We start from the raw sequence: 23,964 nt of genomic DNA, 5'->3' as shown, positions 1-23,964 counted from the left end.
CTTAAAGGCCCGAGAGCTCGATGGCGTCTTCGCCGCCGGCCTCGATCTCGGCCTCCGAGGCGTAGCGCGCCCGGCCCGCGCCGCGCAGCACCTCGGCTTCGAACGCCGGCACCTTCAGCAGCGTGCCGACCGCCACCAGCTCGTGACCGGGCATGACCCAGACGACGAAGGCCCGGCCGCCGTCGGTGGCCGCCGTTTCGGCAGTGGCCGGCGGGCTCGGATCGGCGCCCGGCTCGGGGCCGACGGGCGCCGCGGCGGGCGCGGCCGCCTTGGCCTCGGCCTTGGCTTTCTTGGCGGCGGCCTTTTCGGCGGCGGCGTCGCCATCGCTTTGCGAGGCGCCGCCGCTTTCGGACTCAGCGGCCATCGGGGCGAGGGCCGAGCATACGGCCAGCAGCATATGTGAGCGCATAGGGCTCTCCTGCGTTCAGTGGGTGGTTGGAGGAGCCGGCGGCTAGGCCGGCTGGCGGATCACGAAGGGGCCGACCGTGGCCGCCGAGGCCGCCACAGCGGTGGCCTTGCCGACCTTGGTGTTACCGGCCGACGTGGTGGTCAGGCGCTTGTTGGCCGCGTCGAAGTAGAGGCCGACGCCCTGGGTCCAGGCCTCGCCGCTGGCCTTGGCGTGGTCGAACTCGCCCGTCAGCTTGCCGGCCACGACGACGCCGGCGTCGGCGCTCGTCACCGGGATCACGAACAGTTCGCCGACCAGCAGGCCGACGCCCGACACGACGCCGCCGACCGGGGCGGTGAAATGGAGGACGTGGCCTTCCGAAATCATGGTCTTCATGGGGGGGTCCTTTTGCTGCAGGGGCCGGACGAGGCCGGCGAAGACGTTGGAGCCCGTCGCGGACGGCGAGCTCGAAGGTCGTCGCGGAATGCAAAAGGGCCGCCCGATGGGCGGCCCTTTGCTCGTTCGATCGCGATTAAATGATTAGAAGGCCCAAAACCTCGCGAACGCGGCCACACAGACCAGAACGCCGCCGCCGATACCGTGACCAATGCTGAAGTTAAGGTAGCGAGCTCGGCCTTCGTCGACACGCCGAGTAAAGTCGATCATGTCCTGAGCGGTGCAGGCAGCCCAAGAGCGTCCTTCCGCGTCGTTGAAATTCGGGTCACTGACCGCCGGATACCACCACTCCGGTTCTACCCCTGGCAGTTGGGTCTGGCACGACACCATTCCGTAAAACGCGACGCCGGCCCCGATCACAAACGAAACGCACGCGAGAAAGCCCATGAAGGCGGTGACGATCGAAACCTCCTTTGCAGCGATCAATCCAGCTGCGAAAGCCGCCGCCGCCAGTTGTATCGCCGCCGCTTGGGTGGTCCGGGCGTCGAGCGCTGCACCGGATGCCTGCAGGGCTTTCAGCCGCTCTTGCCCTAGTTGAACAATTGTGACTGAAGTCTCGTAGGGCAAGTTCAGTGCGGCAAGGCGCGCTCGTTCGGGGTTTTCCATGTCTAAAGATCCTCCCAAGAGCTCACCACCGGTGCCGCCGACAACGCGCCCAACTCAACGCTACGGCGAAATCGGCAATAAGCAACAGCCCAGGACGCCGCCACCCAGCCCCCCGAGGCCACCGCCCTCCAAGAAGTAGATGACGCTGTTCCCAGAGGTGCGAATGCCGGCCTGGCGGGTGCCTCGACATAGATCCGAGCGAGGCGCACATGTCCGACGATAAGCCCAAGCAGCCGAAGGTACCGATCACCACCCGCCCAACCCAGCGTATCAATGAGGGCTTTGGCAAGGGGCTGGGCTTCGACAACGGTCCGCGTCAAGATTCCGACAGGTTCCCGGCACATCCGCCTCCGCCCAGCAAGAAGAAGTAGGCGGAGGCTGCGCGCGATTACTGGCCCGGGTTCATGTAGAGCCCGCGCCAGTCGATCGCCTTCACGGCGAAGTCCAGGCGAGCCTTCCATTCCATGCCGTCGACCTCGAAGCCGACGCGCTCGTCGAGGAACACGCCGTCCTCGCCCTCCAGGTGGGCGTATTCGATCGTGTCGATCTGGGCGTGATCGGCGGCGGCGAACCAGGGCGTCGCGCCCGAGGCCCGGTTGAGGCGCGACTCGACGATGATGTCGAAGGCGTTCTGGAAGACGTTGATCGTGTCCGGATTCGCGCCGGCGCCCTGGGAGCCGGTCGAGCCCCGCAGCTTCATGGCCGGCACGCGATCCTTGGTCGCCGTGATCATCCAGCGCGGCTGCACGCTGATGCGACGCCCCTCCAGGCCGACCTGATCGCCGAAGGCTTGGTCGACGGCCGACCAGGAGCTCTCGCTGATCGCCGTGCCGGCGGCCGCCAGGTTGCCGTGGGTGGTGTGGAACAGCGGCACGCCGTCGCCCATGTTCGGGTTGGCGATCAGCGGGGCATAGGCCGCGTCGCTCTCGAAGTCGGCGGCCGCGCGACCGAACAGCATCGGGATGCGGGTGAAAGCGTCGAACTCGTCGTTGATCAGGGTCTGACGAGTGACCGCGAAGCGGCGGCCATAGGTGGCCAGTGAGTAGACTTCCTTGGCCTCGCCGATCGTGCCGAACTTGAAGACGCCGCCTTCCGGCACATGCAGGAAGCCCGGCGCGCCGCCCATCTGCAGGCGCGAGACCGGCTTGAAGTCCGAAATCGTCGCGCGACGCATCCAGGTCCGGAAGGTCTGGCCGGCGGCCTCGTAGCCGGAACGCAGGGTGGCCCGCGCCACGTTGCCCAGCACGTTCGGGAAGTCCGAGGTCGAGTGCTGGCGCAGCGCGAGCTCGGCGATCTGCATGCGGCTGAGACCTGAGACCCGCTCGCCGTTGGCCACCAGGTTGTGACGGGCCATCTCCATCAGCGACATGCCGCGATACTCGCGGCCGGGCTCGGACAGCTCGGCCGAGGGGTTGTGGCGGTTCATCAGGGCCGAGGCCATGGCCGAACGGTAAGTGTCGCGTTCGTCCTGGGTGATCCGCGCGCCCGACATCGCCGGCGTCGTCGGGGCGGCGGCGCGCTGGCGCTCGGCCGCCGCCGACAGCAGGGCGCTGCGGGCCGCGTCGGGCGTCAGGCCGGTCACCCAGGTGCGGATCTGGGCGTCCTCGATTCCGAACGCGCGGGCCGACTCCGAGAACGCCAGGGCGTCGCTGGCGTCCATGCGAGCGGCGTTCGCATCGGTGGGCGCAGTGGCCGGGGCCGCCGGAGCGGCGCGGACTTCCGGGGCAGGCTGGGCGATCGGGGCCGCGGGAGCGGCCGACGCGGGCTGAACCGCGCGCTGGTCGGTGGCGGCCGGGGCGGCGGGGGCCGCCGGCGCAGCGCCAGTAGCGCCCGGCGCGTTGCGGGTCATCGTCATTTCGTCTTCCTCTTGGGTGACCTGGGGGGCGCCGGGGGCAGGGACCGCGGACCGAACCCCGGCGTTCGGGTCGGCGGGTACGGAGACGAGGCTGACTTCGAGCAGTTCCCAGCTGCTGGCCTGCCAGATCTCGTGGTCGTTCTGGTCGATCTCGACGAGCCGCCAGGCGCGGACGCCGTAGCCGATCGAGATACCGGTGAGTTCGCCGCGCTGGACCATGCCCTCAGCGTTGCGCGCCCGATCGGTGTCGGCGAACCGCAGGGTGCCGATCAGCTGGCCGTCGATGACGCGCGCTTCGGTCAGGACGCCGAGCACGGCGTCGATCTCATACTGGTTGTGGGTGTCGAGCAGGCGCACCTGGCCCTGGACGACACGCGCCAGGTCGATCGCGCCTGGCTCCATTGCCAGTTCTTCCCAGCCGAACCAGCGCCGCACGCGAGCGCCGACCGACAGGACCGCTTCCACCGTGCGGGTGGTGGCGTTGTAGGACTGGCCGCTGAAGGTGGCCAGGCGCGTGCCGTTGAAGTCCGGCGGTCCACGCCGCTCCTGCGGCGCGACCGGCAGAGCCGCTCGTGTCATGGATTTCTCCTAGATGAGGCGCCCGACGCGCCTATTCTTCGGTGTCGTCGTCAGCGGCCGCCTGGCCGCGCGGCGCGATGTAGCCGGCTGGCGGCTGCAGTCCGCCCGAGCCGTCGATACGGCGGGCGTCGGTGTCGAACACCAGGCCCGCTTCGTCGGTGGCCTTGGTCCAGGCCTGCACCTCGGCCACGTGGTCGGGCCAGTTGCGGCCGCGCTCGGCCAGGGACTGCGGCATGCTCTTGAAGCCGGCGCGCACTTCCATCTTCTCGCCGGCGATATCCTTCACCGGATCGACGACGCGGCGCACTGGCGGCGACCAGGCGACCTTCACCTCCAGGAAGCGACGATCGCCGGTCTCGGCGAACAGGCGGCGCATCCGGCGCTCCCATGCCCGTTGGCACATGCGTGGGATCATCAGGTGCTGCTGGCGGCTGTCGAGCAGCTGCAGTTCGCCCAGGCGCGAGGCGCGCTGGCTGGTGTAGTTGGCCTGGCTGACGTCGCCGGTCACCAGGTGATAGGGCGCCAGCGACGCCGTCGCGGCTGCGACCTGTTGCTTGATGAAGGCCGTGGTGTCGCTCGCCGCTGGCGGATTTACGGTCTCGGCCCTCTCGCCGGGACGGGCTCGAAAGATCATGCCGGGGCGCAGGGTGTCCGGTCCGCGCTCTTCCTTGGCCGGGGCTGCGGCCGCGTTGGCCTCTTCGAACGGCCCGGTCGGCCCGCCGCCGTCTGGCGGGCTCAAGACCAGCGCCAGGCATGCCGTGATCTTCTCCTTCAGCAGGCGCGACTGCTCGAGGTCGGCAATGTCCCGCAGGTCCATCGCCACCGGCGCGAACCACGAGACCCCGCGCGTCTGGCCGGCGCGCTTCTGCACGAAGATATGGTCGACGTGGGCGGCATCGTAGCGCACCGACGGTGCCCACAGCCCCGAGGCGTCGCCAGGGTGGTGCGGGAAGATCCAGTAGGCGATGCGCCGACCGCGCGCGTCGAACTCCACGCCCTGGACGATGCGGCTTCCGTCGCGGCGCTCCTCGTTCTTTGTGTCGTCGAGATAGTCGCCTTCCAAGACGCGGATTTCGCCGTCCGGCCCGGTGTCGTCTGGAGCCCACACGATCAGCATTTCGCCGCCTTCGACGACGCCACGGAAGACGAGCTCCTGGGCGCCGTAGAAGTCCTGCCAACCATCGACGGCGCCGTTGGCCCAGCCATCCCAATTTTCCTGGGCGCGACGCTGTACGGCGGCGTCAACATGAACCGCGCGGGCCGAGATCCCATCACCGATCGTCGCGGCCGTCATGTGCTCCAGGGCGTTGGCGGCGTACTTGCTGTTGCGCACGAGCTCGCGAGCGCCGTTGCGCAGGCCGCGCAGACCCTGGCGGACCTCCCGATCGGCGCTGCTGTTCGGACGCCGCCAGCCGCGCGTCCGGCGCCCGTGACCGGCCGCGTCATAGTCCCGCTGCAGCTGCAGGGCGCTGCGCTCGGCCAGGCGGTTGCGCGCCAGGCGGGGCGCGAAGGGCTCGATGCAGCGGTCGATCAGTTCGCCTAGGCTCAGCATCGCCTAATCCCGGCAGAACGAAGCGGCCGAGAAGCCGAACGACGAGGCCGGGGCCGGCGCGGCTCCCTTAGCGGCTTCTTCGGTGAAGTGGGTGATCGCCGCGCGGATCTCGGCGACCGAGCGATAGGTCACCCGGCCTTCGGCCTGGGTCTCGATCGTTAGTTCGCCCGAGCTGAGCGCATTGCGCAGCGCGGCCAGTTCCTGGGCGTAGTCAGGTGCGGGCATCAGAGGCTCCAGCCGGAAGTGTCGATGTACGGTTCGTCAGCCGGCGCAGGCGCGGCGGGAGGGGGTGCTTCCGTCGCCGCCCGCGAGGCCGCGGCGACGGAAGCTGCTGACGCTTCGCTCTGGGGGGCGAGCGAAGCATCGGCGTGGGGGCGGGTCGCCAGGGCGATCAGGTCGCCCTGCAGCGGATCCTTGGCGGCGTAGCGTTGGGCCTGCAGCGCCAGCCAGTCGGCGTCGCTACGGCTGTCGAGCGCCATCGCCTCGGCGGCGGCGCGGTTATAGATGCGGCAGTCCAGCCAGTGGTTTTCACGGCCCGGCAGCACGGCCCAGACGCGGCGGGCCTGGTCCTTCTCACCTTCGGTGACCACGCACTCCGACGTCAGCATCTCGAAGTAGCCGGACTTGATGTCCCGGCCGAAGTGGATCCGGCCGCGCATCGGCGGCGGGTTCTCGCCGGCCTTGGCCTTCTCCGCCCACTCGATCGAATTTCGCAGGAAGCCAAACCAGCTGAACTTGGCTCCGAACGTCCCCACCAAGTAGGCGTCGTCACCGGCCAGCTTGCTCTTCTTGCCGCGGTTGTTGCGCCCGACCTCGTAGGCGATGGCCTGGCCGCGGCCGAGGATCGGCAAGGTCCAGCCAGGTCGGCCAAACACCGGCAGGCGCTTGGCCGACTTGCGGCAGAACGCCTTGGCCGCCTCCGTGTTGTAGCCGGCGTCGACGCAGATCTGGTCGTAGCCGAAGCTCTTGCCGCCCGGCAGGGTGAACTGGCGGTTGGCCACCTCTTCGAGCAGCCGCCACGCGCCTTCGCCGGCGACGTCCGTCGCGCCGGGAAGGAAGCCGTGGTCGAGCGACCAGTTCTCAAGCCCCGCGGCCCAACCCAGGCCCTCGTAGTAGATCCCGTCGCCCTGGACGTCGACGCCCAGCGTGAACACCACCGGCCCCCACGGCACCTGGCCTGCGCCCCAGTCCTGCTCGCGCAAGATCTCCAGGCTGTCGGCCTCCGGCGCATCGCCCCGGACCTCGTACTCGTTGCCCTCGTCGAGGTTGGTCCAGGTCCGCAGCTTGTTGGCGTCGCCGAGCGAGGCCACGAAGGCCACCGCCAGCTGCGCCCAGGTCATGAAGGCGGTGATGTAGCCGGTGATGTGATAGCCCGGCTGGCGGCCTTGCACGTCGCGCACGCGCCAGGCCTGAAACTCGTCTTCGCTCATGATCCTGGGCGCGGCCCCGACCACCCCGTCGGCATCCACCGTCTCGACCGTCGGGCACCAGCCGTCAGCGAGCGACATCCGCTCTTTCTGCCAGTGCTCGACGCGCTTCTCGCAGCAGGGCGTGAAGATGTACGCCTGGTCCGGACGCCTGGTCGGCCACTGCAGGTCATCGAAGGTCGGGTCGAACCGCCAGCCGCAGTGCGGGCATTTCAGGTAGAAGCGCCGCCGATCGCTGGCCCGGTAGCGGCGGCCGATCTTCGAGGTGCCTTTCGTCGTCGGGGTCGAGATCCCCAGCCGCTTGGACTGGCCCCGGCGGGTGTAAGTTCGCAGACGGGCGGTGACCATGCCCTCCGGCGAGCCCTGCTTGTCCAGGTTGTCGGGCCACTGGTCGAGGTCGTCCTCGATGGCGTAACGGATCGAGTGCTGGCGCAGCGTGGCGGCCGAGTTGGCGCCGGCCAGCAGCATCCAGCCGCCCCGCGAGAACCTCACCCGGTCGCCGGTCGAACCGCCGCCACGGGCCCGGTTGGCCATGACGGTCCCGCCTTTCTCGGGATTGAGGCGCTTGGACGCCTCGACCATCGGCCAGAACTTCTCGGTCACCCATTCCTTGGCGGCCGTCTTGGTCGCCTGGACGTACATCATCGGCCCAGGGGCCACGTCGCTGATGTAGCCGATCCAGTTCTCGCCCGAGGCTGAGCCGCCCGACTGGGCGCACTTCATGATATCGACCTGGCTGCACGGATCGTGCGGCGACAGCCTGTCCATGATCTCGACGAGGTAGGGCGCAACGTCGTGCGACCAGTCCCCCTCGATGGGCGCGCCTTCCGGGAACTTCCGGTACTTCAGCGCCCAGTCCGAGACCGAGATCTTCGCCGGGGCCCGGATCGCGCCGGAGAGGGCGCGCGTGATGCGAGCGGCGTTCGCATCGAGAACCTTTGCCGCTTCGGGCGAGGGAACAGCGAAAGGTTGTGCGGTCACGTACCCTCGCTATGGTGGAGCTTGTTTGTCTGGAGCTACCTCAGTGCGATCCCCGACCCGTTTGCTTTCCATCGCGGCGCTGGCACTGACGGCAGGCTCTGCCCCAACTGTCGTTCCTCTCGTGCCGGCGCCGGCGCCCAAGGTCGAAACGATCACTCGAGCTCAAGCTGACAAAGAAGTGAAAGCCGCCGAGGAACGGGTCAGGCGCGAAGTCGAACAGGGGATCGCGCGGCAAGATCTCGACGCTCAAGAAGCCATGGCCAAGTGGGCGAAGTGGATGTTTGGCGCGACGGCTGCGCAGGCCGCCCTGGCCTTGCTTGGCACGATTGGTCTCTACGTTACGCTATACTGGACGAGGCGGACGGCTCAGGATGCCAATCGTTCAGCCGACGCCGCAGCGAAGGCCGCTGACGCCGCTACCGCTGCAACTGCGATAGCCGCGCAGACCGCTGAACATCAGCTGAGGGCGTACCCAACGGTGAAATCAGTCGGGCTCTCTACGCTTCAGGTGGGCTCCCCGGCCTCGGTTTTAGTAACGATCATCAACACCGGACAGACGCCTGCGACGAGCTTTGCCGTGCTGGGACAGATGTTCTTTCATCCCAATAGCCAGCGCCCTTCGACGCCGATCTTTACGCGGCCAGTCTCCGGTCTTTTGACCTTGGGGGCCACCATGACTCATGAACTTACCTTGGTGTTGCCAAACCCGATGACGGCTCAAGCCAATACCGCCCTATTGGCTGGCCAATATGAAGTGACGGTGTTCGGGATGATGTTCTTCAAGGACATCTTCGGGAAGGAGATCGAAGAACCTATCGCGCTGCGGTCCATCAATTGGACGAGCTTTGGCGCGATCTAGGTCGTGGCGTCGGCGTCGTCCTCCGGCAGGTTCTCGAGTTCCGCGTCCACCGTGCGTTCAGCCTCCAGGTCCGCCTCGAGCTCGTCGGCGACGCGGGTGAAGACCTGGTCCAGGGCATCACCCATCAATTGCACGATCACTCGAGGGTCGCCCTCGGCGGCTAGACGTTCCGACATGTTCCGCACCGCCCCATGGCAGCGCTCGCGGATCTTGCGACCCATCTCGCCGGCGCGGCGCTCGTACTCGACGACCGACACCAGCTGGCCCAGCAACTGGCCGTTCTCGATGCGCCGCCGCGTCGAGCGCTCGCGCATCTCGTCGAGCCGCGCCTGCTCCATCAGGCTCAGCGCCCCCGCACCCCGTGGGGCGGCGGTAGGTTGTTCGGTCGCCGCGTCCGGCGGGACCTCGGCCCGCGCCGTTTCGGCAGATCGTGGGCGGCCTCGGGTCGGGTCGATCGTGCCCCGGATGAGCACCATCGACTTGTCGCTGTCGACTTTCTGCTTGCCCGGCTTGTCCGGGTCCTCCGCGTAAACCAGCAGGCCCTTCTTGGCCCAGTTCGACACCGCCGATGCGCCGACGTTCATGAGGGCGGCGAACTCGCCCTTGGTCACCAGGGGCATGAGTTCACGACCTTCATAATGAATTTCAGCCCGTCACCTCTGAAGGGTCGCGCTCAGCCCCACCGCATAGGGCCGGGGGTGGCGGGGGAGGACCCGAGGCCGTGGGGGTCGAGCGTCGCAAAGCCTTGTATCGTAAGGGGTTGCGTGTGGTGATGGGCAAAGAAAAGCCCGCCTCGACAGGGTCGGGCGGGCCTCTGGGCGCAGTTCAACGCTTGGTCTTCTTATGAAGTTAATGGCCCCCGATTCGCAAGCCCCCGTTCCCTTGAAGTGCGGCGAGGGCGATGCGCAGGGCCAGGTGCAGGGCCTTCAGGTTGGCGTCGCGGGTGTTCCCGCCGCCGCCCATGGACCGGATGGTCCGGCCTTCACCAGCCACGGCCCGGAGCACGGCCAGGGCGCGCCCGCTGCGATCGGCGCCTGCAACGGCGGTCTCCACGCCGGTCAGGCGCACACCGGCATAGGCGCGGAAGAGGCCGGCGGCCACGGCGCCATGGCTGCTGTCGCGCACCGAGCGAGGACGGTCTTCCAACTGCGAGCCGAGGCCAGCGCCCTTGCCGGCCTGTTCGAACAGCAGGCGGTAGGCGCGGGCCACCTGGTCTTCGGTTCGGGTCAGGGCGCCGCTCTCGACCAGGGTGAACAGGCCGTCGCGGCTCTTGATGCGCTTGGCCCCTACGTTGTTGAAGTCGCAGCCCTTGCCGTTGCCGCCTTCGGCCGCCCGGATCTCACGATCCAGGGTGCGGGCGGCGAGCAGGCCGGCCTCGCTGAGGTCGCCAGCCAAGCGCTGGCGGTCGGCTTTAAGCCCGGACAGGTGAGCGGCCGCATCGTCGGCCACCGAAGCGGCGGCGGCCGAGGAGATCTCGGCGTCGACCTGGGCGACCAGGGTGCGGGCCTGACGCACGGCGGCGGCTTGGGCGGCCTTGGTCGCGAACGGCCCGATGGTGAGGCGGTAGGCGGCCAGCAGGCGGGAGACCTGATCGTCCGACAGGGCCAGGCGACCGGCATGGCGCAGCAGGTGCTCGACCTGGGCTTCGCCGGGCTGGCGTTCCAGGGCGAAGGACACCTGTTCCACCGCGTTCCGGGCAGCGTTCCACTCTTTCTCTTTGAACTTATTCAAGAAAGAAGAAGGTGGAACGGCTGGAACGGGTGGAACGGACACACCACTCCCTGCACCTGCACGCTCATGCAGGAGAAGGGCGGCCGTTCCAGGCGTTCCACCCGTTCCGGGCGGCGGATTATCCTTCCCAGTCAACGGCTTCTCCTGGAACAGTGGGTGGAACGCTGGTGGAACGGTCGCCCGGCGACTGGCCGGCGAAGCGCTCCAACAAGGGGGTGAGGGGAATGGCCAGGCCGCGCTGCTTGACGCCCGCGCCATAGCGCATGGGCTTGGTCGCCCAGGTCTTGTGGTCGTCGCCGAGCTCGTCGAGGTAGGACAGCGACAGCCGCCAGTTGCCCCAGTGGGTGCCGGCATAGATCCGCTCAAGCGCCGGGTGATGGTTAGCGACCAGCAGCCATGGACCGGGCCGTCCGTCGGGCCCGACGTCCTCCCACATCTGAAGGCCGTAGCCCTTGAGCATCTCGACATAGTCGCGCTCGCCGGCCGCGAGGCGCTCGACCATGACCCCGATCGTCAGCCTTCGGTCGGATCGGTACTGGCTCGTCTCGGCCGCCATCAGGTGCGCGAAGGCGTCGGCGCCGGGGTTGGTGACGACCTCGGCGGCTTCCCGCTGGCTGATCAGCGGACGCCAGAAGACGACCTCGGCGTCAGCGCTGGCGTCGTCGAGCGGCTTGTCGTGCAGCAGCAGCCGCCGGCCCGCTGCGATCATGGCGATCAGGTCGGCGGCGCGGGGTTCCTGGCCGGCGCGGCGCAGGGCGGCCTTGATGGAGGCCACGTCAGCCTTGTAGCGCCTAGCCCCCAGCATCGCCCGGCCCAGCAACTTGGGGGTCAGCTTTTCGGCCTCGAGGCGCGCGGCCTCGATATCGTCATCGGTGACCTGGGGGCCGGGGCGCGGTGGCCCGCCGCCGAGGCGCAGCAGGCGCACCTCGACCATCCGCGTGCCGTCCTGGCTGGTCAGTTTGGGCGGGTTGATCGCGGCCATCAGGGCCGCGCCCACGGCCGTCTGGGTCATGGTCCCGCCGTCGCCGCCGCCCTGCTTGCGGGTGCTGCCCGAGCCCGTCGCCATGCGGCGCAGCAGGGCCAGCGCCTGCTCGACAACGCCGGGTCCAAAGGCGCTGGCAGAAGACTCGGCTTCGTCCAGCAGCACGGGACGAGCGTTGCCCGACAGGTCGCTGCGAAGACCCGCCTCCGAGAAGCTGTCGAGCACCGGCCCGGCCAGCGCCGACAGCAGGGCGTGGATGAAATGGACCAGGGTCGTCTTCCCCGACCCGGCCATGGCGTTGATGATCACGTGCCCCCGGAAGGGCGCGACCGCGCCCAGGAGAGAGGCCATCAGCCAGCCTGCGACCACGTCTGCCCCCGTCAGGCCGTCCAGGCCGATCGCCTCGAAGCGCCACATGTCGAGCCAGTCGCGCACCTTGGCCCCGTCGTCGGCGGTCGAGGGCTTGCCGGGGGCCGGGGCGGCGGGGCGCAGCTGATAGATCGCCGCCGTCTTCTCGCGCATCATTTCGGCGATCGACTTGCGCACGACCTTCTGGCCGCTCTGGAACTTCAGCACCTCGCCGCCCCGGTGCAGCATCAGCGCCCCGGCTTCGCCGGGCCACACGCCCAGGCCGCGCACGGGCCGCGCCGGATCCCACAGCCCAGCCTCGCGGCACTTGCGCACGAAGTAGATCGCCGCGGCTTCGCGCTGGAACTTGTCCTCGGCGTCACGCCAGTAGGTCATGAAGGCCGCGCCGGCCGGGCAGGCGAAGATGTCGGTGCGCAGCATCTGGCCAACCTTGCTGGCCTGCTCGCTGCGCAGCTCGCCCTCGGGCATGGCGAACACCACCTTGGAGCCGTAGAAGCCCAGGGGCACCACCGGGCTTCCCTTGATGTCGGGGTTGGGGAAGCCCTTAAGCTTGGCTTCCGTCCCTTCCGGCGCGTCCTCCATGCCCAGGTTCGGCGGGTCATAGTTGACCGGCTCGGCTGGGCGCTCGTCCATGCCGTCGTCCAGGATCTCGTCCCCGAACTCGTTGTCGACGTCATCGCTCACGCGCACTTACCCCCAAGGCGCGCCAGGTCGGCCTCGACCCGGCGGCGCAGTTCGTCGTTCCAATCGCTATTGATGGGCGGCAGGGCGGGACGCAGACGGCTCTGGCCGATCGCCCGCCATTGCTGGCGCACCAGGCTGGCGCACAGGATCGCCCTGGCCTCGCCGGCCAGCTTCATCGGCACGGGCTTGCCCCGGCCCGTCCGCGCCTTGATCGACCACTCGCCCATGTCGCGGTCGACGGCCACGATGACCTCCGGCCACGGTTGATCGCTGGGGCAGGGCCAGACGAAGGCGGTCGCCGCGGGGCCGACGAAGTCCGCCCGCTGCAAGGTCGCCTGGGGCTTGGCCAGGTCGATGCAACGATCGGCGTCCAGCGCCAGGCGGCCCTGCAGGCGATCCAGCGACAGGGCCGCCGCCGCGCGGGCGCGCCGGCCCTGCAGGCGGATGATCGAAACCAGCGAGAGCACCGTCTCCAGCCCCTCGCCGACCACCAGCGGGGTATTGTCATAACCCTGGCGCACCGGCCCGATCAGCCAGGCGCCGCCGGTCACGCCGTTCAGGTGCTGGGGCCCCCACATGCGTTTTCCCAGGGCCTTGTCGCGGCCCGAGCCGTCGCGCAGCAGGTAGGTGGCGTGAACGCCGCCCGTCGGCCCCTCCGGCGTCTCGATCCGCACCAGCAGCGCCGGCGCGCGCACCCAGTCGCCGCGCCTGTCGTCCCAGCTGTGCCGGGCGGCGGGGTGGTAGCGCATCGAGGGCGCGGCGTCGGCGATGACTGCCGGATGCACGCCCCGCCCCAACAGGTACTTCTCGGCCAGGCTGCGCAGCACGCCTGTCGCGCCGCCCCACATCTCGCCGGCGTAGCGCAGTTTTCGCGCCTCTGCGTCGTCGGGCGCCTTTTCATCCTGGGCGTCGGGGCGCGGGGGAGGGGCGTCGCGCCCCGCCTCACCCACCAGACGGCGCGCGGCCGTCACCACGTCGTCGCCGCGCAGCAGCTGCTCAAGCTCGATGACGTCGCCGTGTCGCCCGCAGCTGAAGCACTTGAAGCGCCCCTCGGCCGGCTTCACGGCGAAGGGGCGTTCCTTCTTCTTCTTCCCGCACTCGTCGATCGGGCACCAGCTGCGATTGCCGACCAGCTTGCAGCCCTGGGCCTCAACCAGCTGGGCGACGGAGACGGCCCGACGAGCGCGTTCGAACAGGTCGCGCGCCATCAGCCGACCCCAGGAATGCGAGCGCCGCTCGCACGGTCGGCCTCGGCCAGACCCTCGTTGTTCACCTCGAACACGACGCGTCCGGCCTGGCGATCACGTCGCGCCAAGCCGAACTGGACCAGCGCGGCCAGCGTGCCGCCGCCGACGTCTCGGCCGGGCGCGAGCGACAACGGCTGGGCATCGACCAGCGCCTTCAGGGCCGCCAGGTGATGCGACGCCAGCTTGTGTCCGGTCACGGTGACGTGGACGGTCTTGGGCGACTTGGGCAGCTTCATGCGGGCTCTCCGGCGAACCGTTCCACGTCTTCGGCGCGGTGCAGGTGATCGCGCGTGCCCGGAATGATCAGGGTCGACCACCAGCCGCCGGCCTCACGGCAGGCGGCCATGACGCCGCCGTACGGGGTCTGGGCCTCCGCATCGCGGCGCATCCAGACGAAGAGGGCGTAGGGGGTGGCGGTGGAAAGCTCGGGATCCCAGCGCCCCAGCCGCATCGAGGGCCGCTCGCAGAACGTCGCCTGGGCCGACAGCCGCATCAGCAGGGGATAGCGCTCGCCGCCCTGCTCGAAGGCCAGGCGGCACAGCAGGGCCACGCCGCGGCGCGCGCGCTTCAGGCCCAGCTGGGCGAACGTCTCGGCCAGGCGGAACGGCGGGTTGGTGATGATCCAATCGCACAGGCGCGGATCCTCGCCACGCATCTCCGGCTCGGTCGGCGCCAGGAAGTCGCGCACCTGGCCGTAGCCGTAGTCATGCACGTCGCTGGCCTTCACCTCGAAGGTCTCGGCCAGCGACGCGGCCATGTGCCCTTGGCCGCAGGCCGGCTCCCACACTGTGCGGGCGGCCGGGTCCAGGCGCTGAATGAACTGCCCGATCGCCCGACCCGTCCAGGGCGGCGTGGGATAGAACTCCAGGCGGCGATAGAGGGCGGTCAGGGCGTCGTCGCTGTCGACGGCGCCGCGATGGCGGCGCTCGACGATCGCGCGGTTGTCGCGGCGGCTCATGCGGGCGTCCGCAGGGCTTGGGCCAGGTCGTCGGCGTCGACGCCGAACAGGCCGGCGACGACCTCCAGGCTCCACCGCGCATCCAGGAAGCGGGCCGCCCAGCGACGGATGTTCGGCGTCACGGCCTTCAGCCGCCGCCCCTGCACCGGCCGCGCCAGGCGGCCAAAGTCGATCGCCGATAACGCGATCAGCGCGCGAAGCGCGAGGCGAACCTGGTCTTGTTCCAGATACGCAGGCGAGGGGGCCGCGACGACCGCAACCGGATCCGGCGCGCCTTCCTCTTCGGCGCAGGGGGCTTTGGCGTCGGGCGCGGGCGGCGACGGATCTTGATCATGGGCGGCCTCTTCGTGGGGCTCTGTAGCCAGCATGGCGAGCTCGCCGAGGCGGCGCTCGACGCGCGCCTCGGTCCAGCCCAGCAGCATGGCGATGGTCCTGTTGCTCATCTTGGCTTGCTTGAAGGTCAGAAGGTCTTGGTCGGCGCGGGTCATCGGCGGTCGCGCTCCATCAGCTCGGCCAGCAGTTCGGCCGCCGCCTTCAGCGGGGCCGCTGCGGCGCGGCGATCGTCCGGGCCGGCCGCCACGAAGGCGCGGGCGGCGGCGCGGAACAGGTCCAGCACGGCGGCGCGGTAGGGCGTCATCCGTGCGAACGGCGTGTCGTGCGCCTGGGCGTTGGCGCTGGCAAAGGCGATCAGGTCCCAGCGCTTGTCGCCGCCGGGATCGGGCGCTGCGCCGGTCAGCTCGCCCAGGGCGGCGGCGGCCTGCTGCTGGGCATGGTGCGCCAGCTTTCGCCAGCGCTTGGCGGGTGAAAGGTCTGCCTGACGGCGAACCTGCTCGACGGCGAAAGGGCGGCTGCGCATCTCAGTCGTCCAGATCCGCGCGGCGACGGCCCGCGCTCGTGGTTGCGAGAACCGCCTTCAGGCGGGCGGCCGAGTAGGCGAGGTCCTCGGCGTGGCGAGCGCGGTCGCCGATGGTCTGGCTTTCGTCGACCAGGCCCTGGGCCAGCCACGCGAACTCGCGGGCGTCCTCCCAGGCCGGGTACGGCAGCTTGGTCACGTCGATGGCGCGCACCTGCCCGCGCAGGGCCGACAGGCGCATGTCCAATCGGGGCGCGGCATGGTCCGCGTCGACGATCAACGAGGCGCGGAAGTCGACCGCCAGCGCGCTGGCTTCGTCGATCAGGGCCGTCCAGCGCTCCAGGCGCTCGGCGGGCGTCATTGGTCGGCCTCGTCGTCGCCGTCCGAGCCGCGTTCCCGCGACTCGGACGGCCGTGCTTCCATGGGCGTCGCGAAACCAGCCACGGAGCAACTGAAGTGAGCGAAGACGACGAACTGCTTATGGACGTCGTGACAGACGTCTACGCCCAGCTCGGGGCCCAGGAGCGCTTGCTCAAGACGCTGGCCGGGCTGGTGCTGCTCAAGGCTGATGATCCAGAGCGGACCTTCGACGCGCTGCGTCGAACCGCGATCGATCGACTGGATGCCGACATACGTCAGGCCGACATGTCCCAGCCCATGCTGAGGCACCTGGAACGAATGTTTTCCCAGATCGAGCATGCGGTGCATTCGCGCTGAGAACGAAAAGCCGATCGAGCTGACCGCGGCCGCCGAAGTGCGGATTTCAGCGATGCGGGCAAGAAGCTTGGCCGCTGCGGCCCCGTGCGCGTCGCGTGGAGGCGAGCGTTCGTCGTCGGGCTGGAGGAGCGCGAGGCAGGCTGCCACCCGCGACTTGAGCGCGTGCGCGGCGGGGGTCATTGACCGCCCTCGCCGTCGCTGGAGGACTCGGCGTCACCGGCAGGCTCGGCAAAGAACCAGTCACCGCTGAAGGGGAGGCCGCGCGCAATCGCCTCGGACCGCAGCCGCTTCATGAACCGGAACGGCGGGTCGTCCTTGCCGCCCTCATATCGCGACACGCGCGATCGGCTCACCCCGCCAATGGCGGCGATCTCCTCCTGGCCGGTCTTGAAGACCTGCCGTCGTACCCAGCGCAGCGGCGAATCATCGGACATGATCCGCATAATGTGCGTGAAACGAACATCATTCTAGTTTATGGCGTTCGTATTATGCACGTGCGCCACGCGAACATTGTGGACATACGTTTGGGCATGCCCGCCGCCCGACGCGCCCCACGACAGGCCCGAGAGGTCATCGATGAGACGACCCTAGCCGGTCGCCTGAAGGCGTTGCGTGCGAGCGCCGGCGGCACCCAGGACGACATGGCCGAAGTGGCCGGCGTCAGTCGCAGCCAATACACCAAGTACGAAGCTGCCGGACACGATCCGCCCGAATACGTGCTGACGCGCCTGGCGGCGCACTTCGGCGTCTCGCCGTCATTCTTGCGCTATGGTCCGTCGGACTCCCGCATGCTGCGGGTCTCCGGACTTGTCGGAGCCGGCGCTCAGATCGAAGCGGGCGAGATCTACAGTGACCGCGTCGTCGAGATCCCGGCCTCGTGGTCCGACGCCACGGCTTATGAGGTGCGCGGCCAGTCGTGCTGGCCGATCTATGACGAGGGCGACGTCATCGTCATTCGTGGCGAGCAGCGCTTCAATGAGCAGGAGTGCCTGGGCCGCATGTGCCTAGTCGAAACCACCGACGGCATTGGCTTGGTCAAGCGACTACGCAAAGGCGCGCGCGAGGGGCTCTTCACGCTGGAAAGCCCCAACGCGCCGCCCATCGACGACGTGGCCATCACTAGCGCCCGGCCGGTGAAGCTGCATCTGCAACGCTAGCGACCGTCGAACCGCTGCCCTGGAATGAGGGGCGGCATGTCGTCGACGGGCCTGGACGTGCGCGCTTGGTCGCCCACCTCGCTGCCGCCCGGCAGGCGGCGCTCGATATCAATAAGGCGGCGCTCGACCAGGCCGAACAGCTTCACCCAGAACCCAACGGCGATCAGTCCGCCGCCTAGAGCCAGCAGCGCCGTCGCAAAGACAGCCCCACCTTCGGCGTCGACTGAGCCGGAGGATCCAGCGCCGATGAAAACGGCCAGGGCGATGCTGATGCCGCCGCAGACGAAGTAGCCCGTTCCGGTTCCGATGCGCGGCGCGACCGCGCCCTCTTGTCTGGACATAAGCGCCCCCAAAATAGCGCCTGCGGCGCTCGATTACCTACAGCCTATGAGCGCGGACGCCTCATGTGCAACGTCTGTAAATGCGCCTAAGCGGTTGTTCAGCGAACATTTTTGCGGACGTGGAGGCCCTTGTGTTGAGCGGAATGTTCGCTAAACGCACTTTTTGGCCTTGACCATCGGTGCGTAAAACGAACATCTAATTCTCAACCCCGCGCCGACCCACGAGGCTCGCTCGCCTCGATCGGATCGCCCGACCGGCGCCCACCGACAGCCACGGTGAGGCGTGACAGGCGGTCGGCGCGGCGGTCGAGGACCCGACATGACGGCCACCCAAGCATCCGCAGACGCCAACTGCGGACGTACCCCCAACCCGATCGACCTGCATGTCGGCGCGCGGATCCGCATGCGCCGCAAACTGGTCGGCATGAGCCAGGAAGCCCTGGCCGACCACCTGGGCATCACCTTCCAGCAGGTCCAGAAGTACGAGCGCGGCGCCAACCGCATCAGCGCCAGCAAGCTGTTCGAAGCCGCTCGCGCCCTGAAGGTCACGGCCGCCTTCTTCTTTGAAGGCTTGGACGTCGAGGCCGAGCCCGGATCGGGCGACGCGCCGTCGTCGGCCGACCTGCTGATGGGCGTCGCCGGCGGCATGGAACTGGCGCGAGATTTCGTCACCCTGCCCCATGCCGACCGCCGCCTGGTGCTGGACCTGGCCGAGCGCCTTGCCGGGCTGCGCGAACGCTCCGCACGCCGGCCGGCCAACGAGAGCGGGGCGCAGGCTCCGATCGGCGGACGTTCGACCGGCGAGATCGTGGCCGACCTCGGAAACGTCCGCCATGCGTAGGTCAGCTAGGATCCGAAAGCCGGCTGCGCACGAAGGCCAACTGGCTACGCAAGCCCTTATGCCAGCCCTCCGGAAGCTGAGCGTATTGGGTGCCAGGGCCGGCGTTTCGAGCGACGCGGGCCTCGAGCTCCGCCAGCACGGCCGCGCCGTCTGGGATCGCGCGGTAAAGGGCTGCGATCAGCTCCGCGAGAGCCGCCACCTCGCCCATCTTCTCCGCCTCCCTCTCGCGCAGGCGTTCAATCGCTTCGGTCACTCGGGCTTCTCCTCGGTTGTGAAGTGCAACCTTAAGGCCGAGCTTGGCTTGCGCAAAGCGGGGACGGTCTAGCTATGGCCAGCCCCGCCGAGCTCGCCCAGGACACCCGCGTCGCCGAGGTCATGCTGGCCATCGACACGGCGGGGCGCCTGCCCATCCATTTCGCCCCGGTCGCGGTGATCACGGCCGATGCGCCCTCGCGCCCGGTCATCGGCTTCACCCTCGACGGCCGCCGGTTCGTCTTGTCGCGCGCGGACGCCGTGATCCTGGCCCGCGTCATGCGCATGCGCGCCGAGGCCGCTCTCGACTACCTGGCCGGGGCCCTCTGGCAGAACATTGGCTGCGCCGACCTCCTGGCCCTGCAGGGCGACCTGCGCCGGGTGATCGGCCCTTGCCCGGCAAGCATGCGCCCATGAGCGGCAAGGTCGTCAGCTTCGCCGAGGCTTTCCAGCGCCTCTCGCCCTTCGACGGCGTGATCACCCAGGTCACCGGCCCGGGCGTCGCCCTGGCCGAGGATCCGGGCCAGGGCCTGCCGTTCCGCGACGGCGACATCGTCCAGGTCGTCTATCGCGCCCGGGACGGCAAGCCCGAGATCCGCAGCGCGCTCTACGGCCCCACGGCGATCGAGGTGGGCAAGAAGCTGGCGCGCACCCTGGGCTTTGATCCGCGCGAGCTCGTCGCGGTCGAGGCGGGCAACCCTCGCCCGTTCGATCTGGCCTGGATCCACCGCTTCGACGGCGGCGGGCCCGCGGGCGAGCGGCTGGCGAGGGTGCGCGGCATCTCGGCCACCTGGATCAACTTCGGCCTGGGCCATCGCCCCTACGTCCGCGTGGACCTGCGCCGCCACTCCCCCGCCACGGCCACGCCAATGGCCGCGACCCTCGAAGACAACCCGTTTCTCTCGCTCGGAGACGACGAATGACGTCGAACCCCATCACTACGCTGGTCCTGTCGGCCGAACCGATCCTGCGCCTCCTCGCCGACAATGAGCAGCGCACCTCAGGCGAGATCGCCAAGGCGCTCGACCGCGACAACTCCAACGTCAACAAGACGCTGAAGGCCATGCTCGAGGCCGCCCTCGTGCTGACCCAGCCCCTCGACGGCAAGACGGTATATACCCTGGGCGGCGCCGGCCACCTGGGCCTGCAGGCGCTCGACCGGGCCGCGGGCGTCGGGCCAGTGGCTGGCCTGCCGCTGTGGCCGCACGACAAGATCGCTTCCAACCCCGACAACCCACGCAAGGACTTCCCCGACGAGCATATCGACGGCCTGGCCGACAGCATCGCCGAGGCTGGCGGGCTGCTGCAGAACCTGGTGCTCTATCCGGCCGATGCGAGCGGCGTTCGCATGCTGCACGCCGGCGAATGCCGCTGGCGCGCGATCGGTCGGCTGATCGCCGAGGACCGGCTTCCACCCGCCCTGCAGGAAGGCCTGCCCTTCGTCGAGCGGGCCGGTACGCGCGCCGAGGCCCTGTTCATCGGCCTGGTCGAGAACGCCCAGCGCGCCGACCTCAGCCCCTGGGAAGACGCCAAGGCGCTCGCCGCCTATCGCACCGAAACCGGCCTCTCGGCTCGCGCCATCGCCTTCAAGCTGGGCCGGGCCCGCGAAGGCAAGGAAACGGGCGTGCGGGCCGTGCAGGAGAAGATCCGCACCGTCGACAAGGCCAGCCCCGCCAACATCGCCCTGCATGAAAGTGGCGTGTGGACCTGGGAAAAGCTGCGCGACAGCACCACCCAGGCTAAGCCGGAGGCGGAACCGGAAGAGCCTGCGCAGGTCGAGGGCGAGGAGGCCGTGGCGGTCGCGACGGCGGCCACCGCGCCGGAGCCGGATCCGGACCTGGTGCTGGCGGTGATGGAGATCGCCCACCGTGCCGAGCGCTTCCCTGGACCGAAGTCTCCGATTGGTCCGTCGACCGAGATAACCACGCCGATCACGGCTGGGGACGCCGGCAACTATCCTGTGGCCCAGGCCCTGCAAGCGGCAGGGTTGGCGATCTTCGGGGCCAGCTACCCCTATCACGTGATCCTTACCCTCCCTGGCCGCGAGCTCGCCCAGCGGCAGGCATGGGTCTACCCCGAACTCGACGACCGGATCCGCTCGGCGCGCAAGTTGGCCGGGATCAGCGAAGAGGACATCGCCAATCTGGAGGAGGCGGCCGGCTATCATATCGAGTGGCTGAACAAGGCACCGCCGCCGAAGCCGACCGAGATCTCTGACGAGGACGCCCTGGTCCTGCTGGAAATCTACACGGCGTGGAAGCAGCAGGGCGGCGACGGCTACAACTACAACACCCCCGCTTACCACGGCGCGCAGGTCCAGCCGAACGCCGACCGCGCAGTGCTCGGCGACCTCGCCAAACGAAAGTTTCTCAGCCTCGCTCTCAACGAGCCGCAGCGTGATGGGTCCGTTCGGGTCAAGCCCACGACGTGGCAGACCCCCAACTGCGAGGAGGCCCTAAAGGGCCGGTGGCCCGAGCTCGGCAAGGCCAGCGAGCGGGCCAAGGCGCTACATCAGATCCGAACCCAGGTGCTGGGTGCCGACGAGGCGGACGCCTGCAAGAAGGAAAAGCGCTTCGCCACCGCCTGGCTGAACGGACCGTTCGAACTGACGGAACAGGCGAAGAAGGCCATTGAGGATGAAGCCCAGCGCAAGCGCGAGCAGGAAGATCGCGACCGTGCGCGGCAGGAAGCGAGTGCGATGGCCGAGGCCGAGATCGCGGCCATCGAGGACCACGGGAAGGCGCTAACGCTCGACGCACTTGGCAGCCGCCTCCGGGATTTGCTCACCGCCAGAGGCCTGCCTGCGCCCTTCACGCGACCAACTCAAGCCTACTACGGCCGTCAGGGCGAGGCGGGCAATGGCGCTAGCTTTGGCTATGACGCCATTCCCTACCGGCTGGGATTGCTCGCCCTCAACGCCCTCACGGGGTGCTGGCCCGCGCACGAGCTCGACGATGACCGCGAGGCCACCGATTGGGTCGAGTTCGGCGCGTGGATCGCTGGCCAGCTGATCAGCGAACATGAGGTGGCCCCCGCCGACGCTGAACGCTTCGCCGATCGCATCCGCGTGCGCCTGCAGGGAGAGGCAGAAGGCGAGCTCGACTTCACCCGCGCCGGAGCGCGTGAGGCCGCCGACGTCTGGGCCGAGGACCACCTCGAGGACGGCCAGTACGTCGACCCGGATCACCAGGATCTCAACGAAGGGGAGGAAGCCGATGCAGCCTGACGCCAGCCCAAGCAGCGACATCGAAACGACGATCGCCCACCTGAAGGGCGAGGCCGCCCGCTACGCGGTCATCGCCATGGCGCACGTAGAGCGCGCCGCAATCCTGGCCCTCGGCACCGATCGGATTCCGGCCGCGCCGCTGCGGGCCCAGCGCTTCGAAGCCTGCGCCCAGCAGGCCGTCAGCCTCGCCGAGAAGCACCTAACCTGGGCCAACACCCTGGCGGCTTTCACCTGGTCGAGCACCGCCATCCGCGCCGGCGACCTGGCCCTGCTGCCGGCCACCTTCCTGCGCCGCTGCAGCGACGAGGACTACCCCGGCGAAGGCTTCTTTCGCCTGTCGACGGGCGAGATCGTGCGAGCGCCGCTCGCACCGCGACCCAGCGCCGCCGACCCCGGCCAGGGCGTCGCCTGATGTCGCTCGGCTTCTACCCGCACGCGGCCGCCCTGGCCGCCGCCTACCGCCCCCGCGACCCGGCCCTGGCCGAGGCGCTCGCTTTCTTCCGGAGGATCCGCATGCCCGGCGACACCCGCTTCGCCCTCGTCCGCTATCCCAACAACCCCCTGTGCAAGCCGGTCGCCTATGCCACGGCTCGCGACCTGGCCCGCGCCATTCACCGCCATCGCGGTGACGCGGCCATTCAGCTGCGCGACGACCAGCCGCTCAACATCCACGGGCGGGGCGAAGTGCGCGGCGTCTCGATCTTCACCCTCGTCGACGGCGCCGAGCGCGACTGTATCGGCTGGGCCTGGCTCGACGGCGGCGGCCGCGCCGCCCTGGAGCGCGCCCTGGCGGCCGAACACAGCATCGCCCCGACGATCGGGAAGCATAGCATTAGGGAGCGGGCGGCTTGACCAAGATACCGCTACTCGCGGCCATGAGGTGTGGCGGGGAACGCGTCCGGTTCGGTCAAGGTCAGCTGGTCACGCATCTGGGTCCAGTCGAAACGTGGGCGACCGAGGGCGATGCACATTTCGTCTGCCAGGCCGGTGATGTTTTCGCACGCTTGGATTGCCGAGACCCGGCAATCCTCCAGATCAGGTCGACCGTCGTGTTGGAGCTTTTCCAGAACGCCGTCGAGCACGCTGTGAATGATCGTGATCCGCGACCACACGTCTATAGCCTCGAAGCTGGGCAAGTCATGGATGGGGAACCTATTCATCGCCGCCTTACCCGCCTCCAGGCCGCGAACGTGCGTTCCTGCGAAACTCCGCACGCGCCTCCGCCAACTCGTGAGCTCCAGGACGGCCTTACAATAAAGCGCTTGATGTCCGACGATCCCGATGATCGCGATGATGGCCGATGCAAGGCGCTCGGCGTCGGCATGGCGCTTAGCGCTGCTTCGGGCGTCGTCGCGCCGCTCCTTGGCAGCGGCCTCGCCAAGTTGGCGGTTAACGTTCCTCAGGGCGACAATCACACCAAGAGAGGTCGCTGTGCCCGAAAACCACGGAGCGAATTCTTTGTTGTCCTTGAGAAAATCGAACGGGCCGTAGACGCCAGGCAAGGGGTCGATCGCGCAGAACACGCCTATGACCATGCCCGCAGCGGTGACCGCAATCTCCAGCGCATCTCTGAGATCTCTGTTCAGCACCTGCTCCTTCATTGGGGGAGCGGAGATGGTCGCCGCTTGATCGCTTCAGTCAAGCTTAAGTTCATCAATGGGAGCGGGTGCAGTCCATGGTTGCTGTGAGGCGCCTTATGGCGCGGGTTGAGCATATGCCTGACCCGGCGGCCTGGGCCGATGATGACTGGATGACCCTGGCCGAGTACGTGGCGGTCTTCTGGCCGCGTGGGCCGGTCACCGTCTCGTCGCTGCGGACCGAGATCAGGCGCGGCCGATTGACCCCGGCCCGCATGAGGGGGCTATTGTGGGTCACTCCCGCGAGTGTGCGGGCTCTTTTCCAA

At 68.8% G+C, this 23,964-nt stretch carries 30 protein-coding genes; 9 read left to right on the top strand and 21 right to left on the bottom strand.

Features of this window, described 5'->3' with window-relative positions; all coding sequences use genetic code 11:
* Position 1 precedes the first annotated feature (1 nt).
* From ACODR1_RS02870 to ACODR1_RS02860, 3 genes are all read right to left on the bottom strand, one after another.
* Positions 2-409: a hypothetical protein gene (locus tag ACODR1_RS02870; protein WP_488879106.1), complete on the bottom strand. Its 408-nt coding sequence runs from the start codon at positions 407-409 to the stop codon at positions 2-4.
* Between the two features lie 42 nt (positions 410-451).
* A complete protein-coding gene (locus tag ACODR1_RS02865; protein ID WP_488879105.1) occupies positions 452-784 on the bottom strand; it encodes a DUF2190 family protein in 333 nt (110 codons plus the stop codon).
* A 144-nt stretch (positions 785-928) separates the two neighbouring features.
* On the bottom strand, positions 929-1,450 hold the full coding sequence (locus tag ACODR1_RS02860) for a hypothetical protein (RefSeq protein WP_488879104.1): 522 nt from the start codon (positions 1,448-1,450) through the stop codon (positions 929-931).
* A 209-nt stretch (positions 1,451-1,659) separates the two neighbouring features.
* Between ACODR1_RS02860 and ACODR1_RS02855 the strand changes: the two genes are divergently transcribed.
* Positions 1,660-1,821 carry a hypothetical protein gene (locus ACODR1_RS02855; RefSeq protein ID WP_488879103.1) on the top strand — a complete coding sequence of 54 codons (162 nt, stop codon included), beginning with the start codon at positions 1,660-1,662 and terminating at the stop codon, positions 1,819-1,821.
* A 17-nt stretch (positions 1,822-1,838) separates the two neighbouring features.
* Here ACODR1_RS02855 and ACODR1_RS02850 read toward each other — a convergent pair whose 3' ends face one another.
* The 4 genes from ACODR1_RS02850 to ACODR1_RS02835 are packed head-to-tail and all read right to left on the bottom strand — an operon-like array spanning position 1,839 to position 7,844.
* Positions 1,839-3,884, bottom strand: a complete 2,046-nt coding sequence (locus ACODR1_RS02850; RefSeq protein WP_488879102.1) for a prohead protease/major capsid protein fusion protein — start codon at positions 3,882-3,884, stop codon at positions 1,839-1,841.
* A gap of 31 nt (positions 3,885-3,915) precedes the next feature.
* The gene (locus ACODR1_RS02845) at positions 3,916-5,436 is read right to left on the bottom strand and encodes a phage portal protein (RefSeq protein ID WP_488879101.1); all 1,521 of its coding nucleotides are present in this window, start codon (positions 5,434-5,436) and stop codon (positions 3,916-3,918) included.
* 3 nt (positions 5,437-5,439) lie between these two features.
* Positions 5,440-5,661 carry a phage head-tail joining protein gene (locus ACODR1_RS02840; RefSeq protein WP_488879100.1) on the bottom strand — a complete coding sequence of 74 codons (222 nt, stop codon included), beginning with the start codon at positions 5,659-5,661 and terminating at the stop codon, positions 5,440-5,442.
* On the bottom strand, positions 5,661-7,844 hold the full coding sequence (locus tag ACODR1_RS02835) for a phage terminase large subunit family protein (RefSeq protein ID WP_488879099.1): 2,184 nt from the start codon (positions 7,842-7,844) through the stop codon (positions 5,661-5,663). Before ACODR1_RS02835 ends, ACODR1_RS02840 begins: the two co-directional genes overlap by 1 nt.
* 43 nt (positions 7,845-7,887) lie before the next feature.
* Here ACODR1_RS02835 and ACODR1_RS02830 point away from each other — a divergent pair, with 43 nt between their 5' ends.
* Complete coding sequence (locus ACODR1_RS02830) at positions 7,888-8,703, top strand: hypothetical protein (RefSeq protein WP_488879098.1); 816 nt, start codon at positions 7,888-7,890, stop codon at positions 8,701-8,703.
* On the opposite strand, the gene ACODR1_RS02825 is transcribed toward ACODR1_RS02830, so the two are convergent.
* The 11 genes from ACODR1_RS02825 to ACODR1_RS02775 form a co-directional block, all read right to left on the bottom strand.
* Positions 8,700-9,323 carry a hypothetical protein gene (locus ACODR1_RS02825; protein WP_488879097.1) on the bottom strand — a complete coding sequence of 208 codons (624 nt, stop codon included), beginning with the start codon at positions 9,321-9,323 and terminating at the stop codon, positions 8,700-8,702. The two genes, ACODR1_RS02830 and ACODR1_RS02825, sit on opposite strands and share 4 nt — an antisense overlap.
* A gap of 229 nt (positions 9,324-9,552) precedes the next feature.
* Positions 9,553-10,380: a hypothetical protein gene (locus ACODR1_RS02820; RefSeq protein ID WP_488879096.1), complete on the bottom strand. Its 828-nt coding sequence runs from the start codon at positions 10,378-10,380 to the stop codon at positions 9,553-9,555.
* A gap of 172 nt (positions 10,381-10,552) precedes the next feature.
* On the bottom strand, positions 10,553-12,469 hold the full coding sequence (locus ACODR1_RS02815; protein ID WP_488879095.1) for a hypothetical protein: 1,917 nt from the start codon (positions 12,467-12,469) through the stop codon (positions 10,553-10,555).
* Positions 12,466-13,677 carry a DUF7146 domain-containing protein gene (locus ACODR1_RS02810; RefSeq protein ID WP_488879094.1) on the bottom strand — a complete coding sequence of 404 codons (1,212 nt, stop codon included), beginning with the start codon at positions 13,675-13,677 and terminating at the stop codon, positions 12,466-12,468. The genes ACODR1_RS02815 and ACODR1_RS02810 overlap by 4 nt, the downstream gene beginning before the upstream one ends.
* Positions 13,677-13,952: a hypothetical protein gene (locus tag ACODR1_RS02805; protein ID WP_488879093.1), complete on the bottom strand. Its 276-nt coding sequence runs from the start codon at positions 13,950-13,952 to the stop codon at positions 13,677-13,679. The genes ACODR1_RS02810 and ACODR1_RS02805 overlap by 1 nt, the downstream gene beginning before the upstream one ends.
* Positions 13,949-14,674, bottom strand: a complete 726-nt coding sequence (locus ACODR1_RS02800) for a hypothetical protein (protein WP_488879092.1) — start codon at positions 14,672-14,674, stop codon at positions 13,949-13,951. The genes ACODR1_RS02805 and ACODR1_RS02800 overlap by 4 nt, the downstream gene beginning before the upstream one ends.
* The gene (locus ACODR1_RS02795) at positions 14,671-15,162 is read right to left on the bottom strand and encodes a hypothetical protein (RefSeq protein WP_488879091.1); all 492 of its coding nucleotides are present in this window, start codon (positions 15,160-15,162) and stop codon (positions 14,671-14,673) included. The genes ACODR1_RS02800 and ACODR1_RS02795 overlap by 4 nt, the downstream gene beginning before the upstream one ends.
* The gene (locus ACODR1_RS02790; protein ID WP_488879090.1) at positions 15,159-15,530 is read right to left on the bottom strand and encodes a hypothetical protein; all 372 of its coding nucleotides are present in this window, start codon (positions 15,528-15,530) and stop codon (positions 15,159-15,161) included. Before ACODR1_RS02790 ends, ACODR1_RS02795 begins: the two co-directional genes overlap by 4 nt.
* A 1-nt stretch (position 15,531) precedes the next feature.
* Positions 15,532-15,888 (bottom strand): hypothetical protein, encoded by a 357-nt coding sequence (locus ACODR1_RS02785; protein WP_488879089.1) that lies wholly within the window; start codon positions 15,886-15,888, stop codon positions 15,532-15,534.
* Positions 15,885-16,424 carry a hypothetical protein gene (locus ACODR1_RS02780; RefSeq protein ID WP_488879088.1) on the bottom strand — a complete coding sequence of 180 codons (540 nt, stop codon included), beginning with the start codon at positions 16,422-16,424 and terminating at the stop codon, positions 15,885-15,887. The genes ACODR1_RS02785 and ACODR1_RS02780 overlap by 4 nt, the downstream gene beginning before the upstream one ends.
* Positions 16,421-16,678, bottom strand: a complete 258-nt coding sequence (locus ACODR1_RS02775) for a helix-turn-helix domain-containing protein (RefSeq protein WP_488879087.1) — start codon at positions 16,676-16,678, stop codon at positions 16,421-16,423. The genes ACODR1_RS02780 and ACODR1_RS02775 overlap by 4 nt, the downstream gene beginning before the upstream one ends.
* Positions 16,679-16,732: 54 nt before the next feature.
* Between ACODR1_RS02775 and ACODR1_RS02770 the strand changes: the two genes are divergently transcribed.
* Positions 16,733-17,401 (top strand): XRE family transcriptional regulator, encoded by a 669-nt coding sequence (locus tag ACODR1_RS02770; RefSeq protein WP_488879086.1) that lies wholly within the window; start codon positions 16,733-16,735, stop codon positions 17,399-17,401.
* Here ACODR1_RS02770 and ACODR1_RS02765 read toward each other — a convergent pair.
* Complete coding sequence (locus ACODR1_RS02765; RefSeq protein ID WP_488879085.1) at positions 17,398-17,742, bottom strand: hypothetical protein; 345 nt, start codon at positions 17,740-17,742, stop codon at positions 17,398-17,400. The genes ACODR1_RS02770 and ACODR1_RS02765 overlap by 4 nt on opposite strands.
* A 319-nt stretch (positions 17,743-18,061) precedes the next feature.
* On the opposite strand from ACODR1_RS02765, the gene ACODR1_RS02760 reads away from it, so the two are divergent.
* Positions 18,062-18,583, top strand: a complete 522-nt coding sequence (locus ACODR1_RS02760; RefSeq protein WP_488879084.1) for a helix-turn-helix domain-containing protein — start codon at positions 18,062-18,064, stop codon at positions 18,581-18,583.
* A 1-nt stretch (position 18,584) separates the two neighbouring features.
* On the opposite strand, the gene ACODR1_RS02755 is transcribed toward ACODR1_RS02760, so the two are convergent.
* Positions 18,585-18,836 (bottom strand): hypothetical protein, encoded by a 252-nt coding sequence (locus ACODR1_RS02755; RefSeq protein ID WP_488879083.1) that lies wholly within the window; start codon positions 18,834-18,836, stop codon positions 18,585-18,587.
* A gap of 74 nt (positions 18,837-18,910) precedes the next feature.
* Between ACODR1_RS02755 and ACODR1_RS02750 the strand changes: the two genes are divergently transcribed.
* Genes ACODR1_RS02750 through ACODR1_RS02730 form a run of 5 tightly spaced genes read left to right on the top strand, consistent with a single transcriptional unit; the run spans position 18,911 to position 22,913 of the window.
* The gene (locus tag ACODR1_RS02750) at positions 18,911-19,252 is read left to right on the top strand and encodes a hypothetical protein (RefSeq protein WP_488879082.1); all 342 of its coding nucleotides are present in this window, start codon (positions 18,911-18,913) and stop codon (positions 19,250-19,252) included.
* Positions 19,249-19,758, top strand: a complete 510-nt coding sequence (locus ACODR1_RS02745) for a hypothetical protein (protein WP_488879081.1) — start codon at positions 19,249-19,251, stop codon at positions 19,756-19,758. The genes ACODR1_RS02750 and ACODR1_RS02745 overlap by 4 nt, the downstream gene beginning before the upstream one ends.
* A complete protein-coding gene (locus ACODR1_RS02740; RefSeq protein WP_488879080.1) occupies positions 19,755-22,061 on the top strand; it encodes a ParB N-terminal domain-containing protein in 2,307 nt (768 codons plus the stop codon). Before ACODR1_RS02745 ends, ACODR1_RS02740 begins: the two co-directional genes overlap by 4 nt.
* The gene (locus ACODR1_RS02735) at positions 22,051-22,473 is read left to right on the top strand and encodes a hypothetical protein (RefSeq protein WP_488879079.1); all 423 of its coding nucleotides are present in this window, start codon (positions 22,051-22,053) and stop codon (positions 22,471-22,473) included. Before ACODR1_RS02740 ends, ACODR1_RS02735 begins: the two co-directional genes overlap by 11 nt.
* Positions 22,473-22,913: a hypothetical protein gene (locus ACODR1_RS02730; RefSeq protein WP_488879078.1), complete on the top strand. Its 441-nt coding sequence runs from the start codon at positions 22,473-22,475 to the stop codon at positions 22,911-22,913. The genes ACODR1_RS02735 and ACODR1_RS02730 overlap by 1 nt, the downstream gene beginning before the upstream one ends.
* A gap of 11 nt (positions 22,914-22,924) precedes the next feature.
* Here the strand turns inward: ACODR1_RS02730 and ACODR1_RS02725 are convergent, their stop codons facing one another.
* A complete protein-coding gene (locus ACODR1_RS02725) occupies positions 22,925-23,662 on the bottom strand; it encodes a hypothetical protein (RefSeq protein ID WP_488879077.1) in 738 nt (245 codons plus the stop codon).
* Positions 23,663-23,964: the final 302 nt, after the last annotated feature.

This window comes from Caulobacter sp. FG7, from assembly GCF_057808875.1.
Note: the sequence above shows the minus strand (reverse complement) of the source record. Positions and strands in the feature narration are given on the sequence as shown.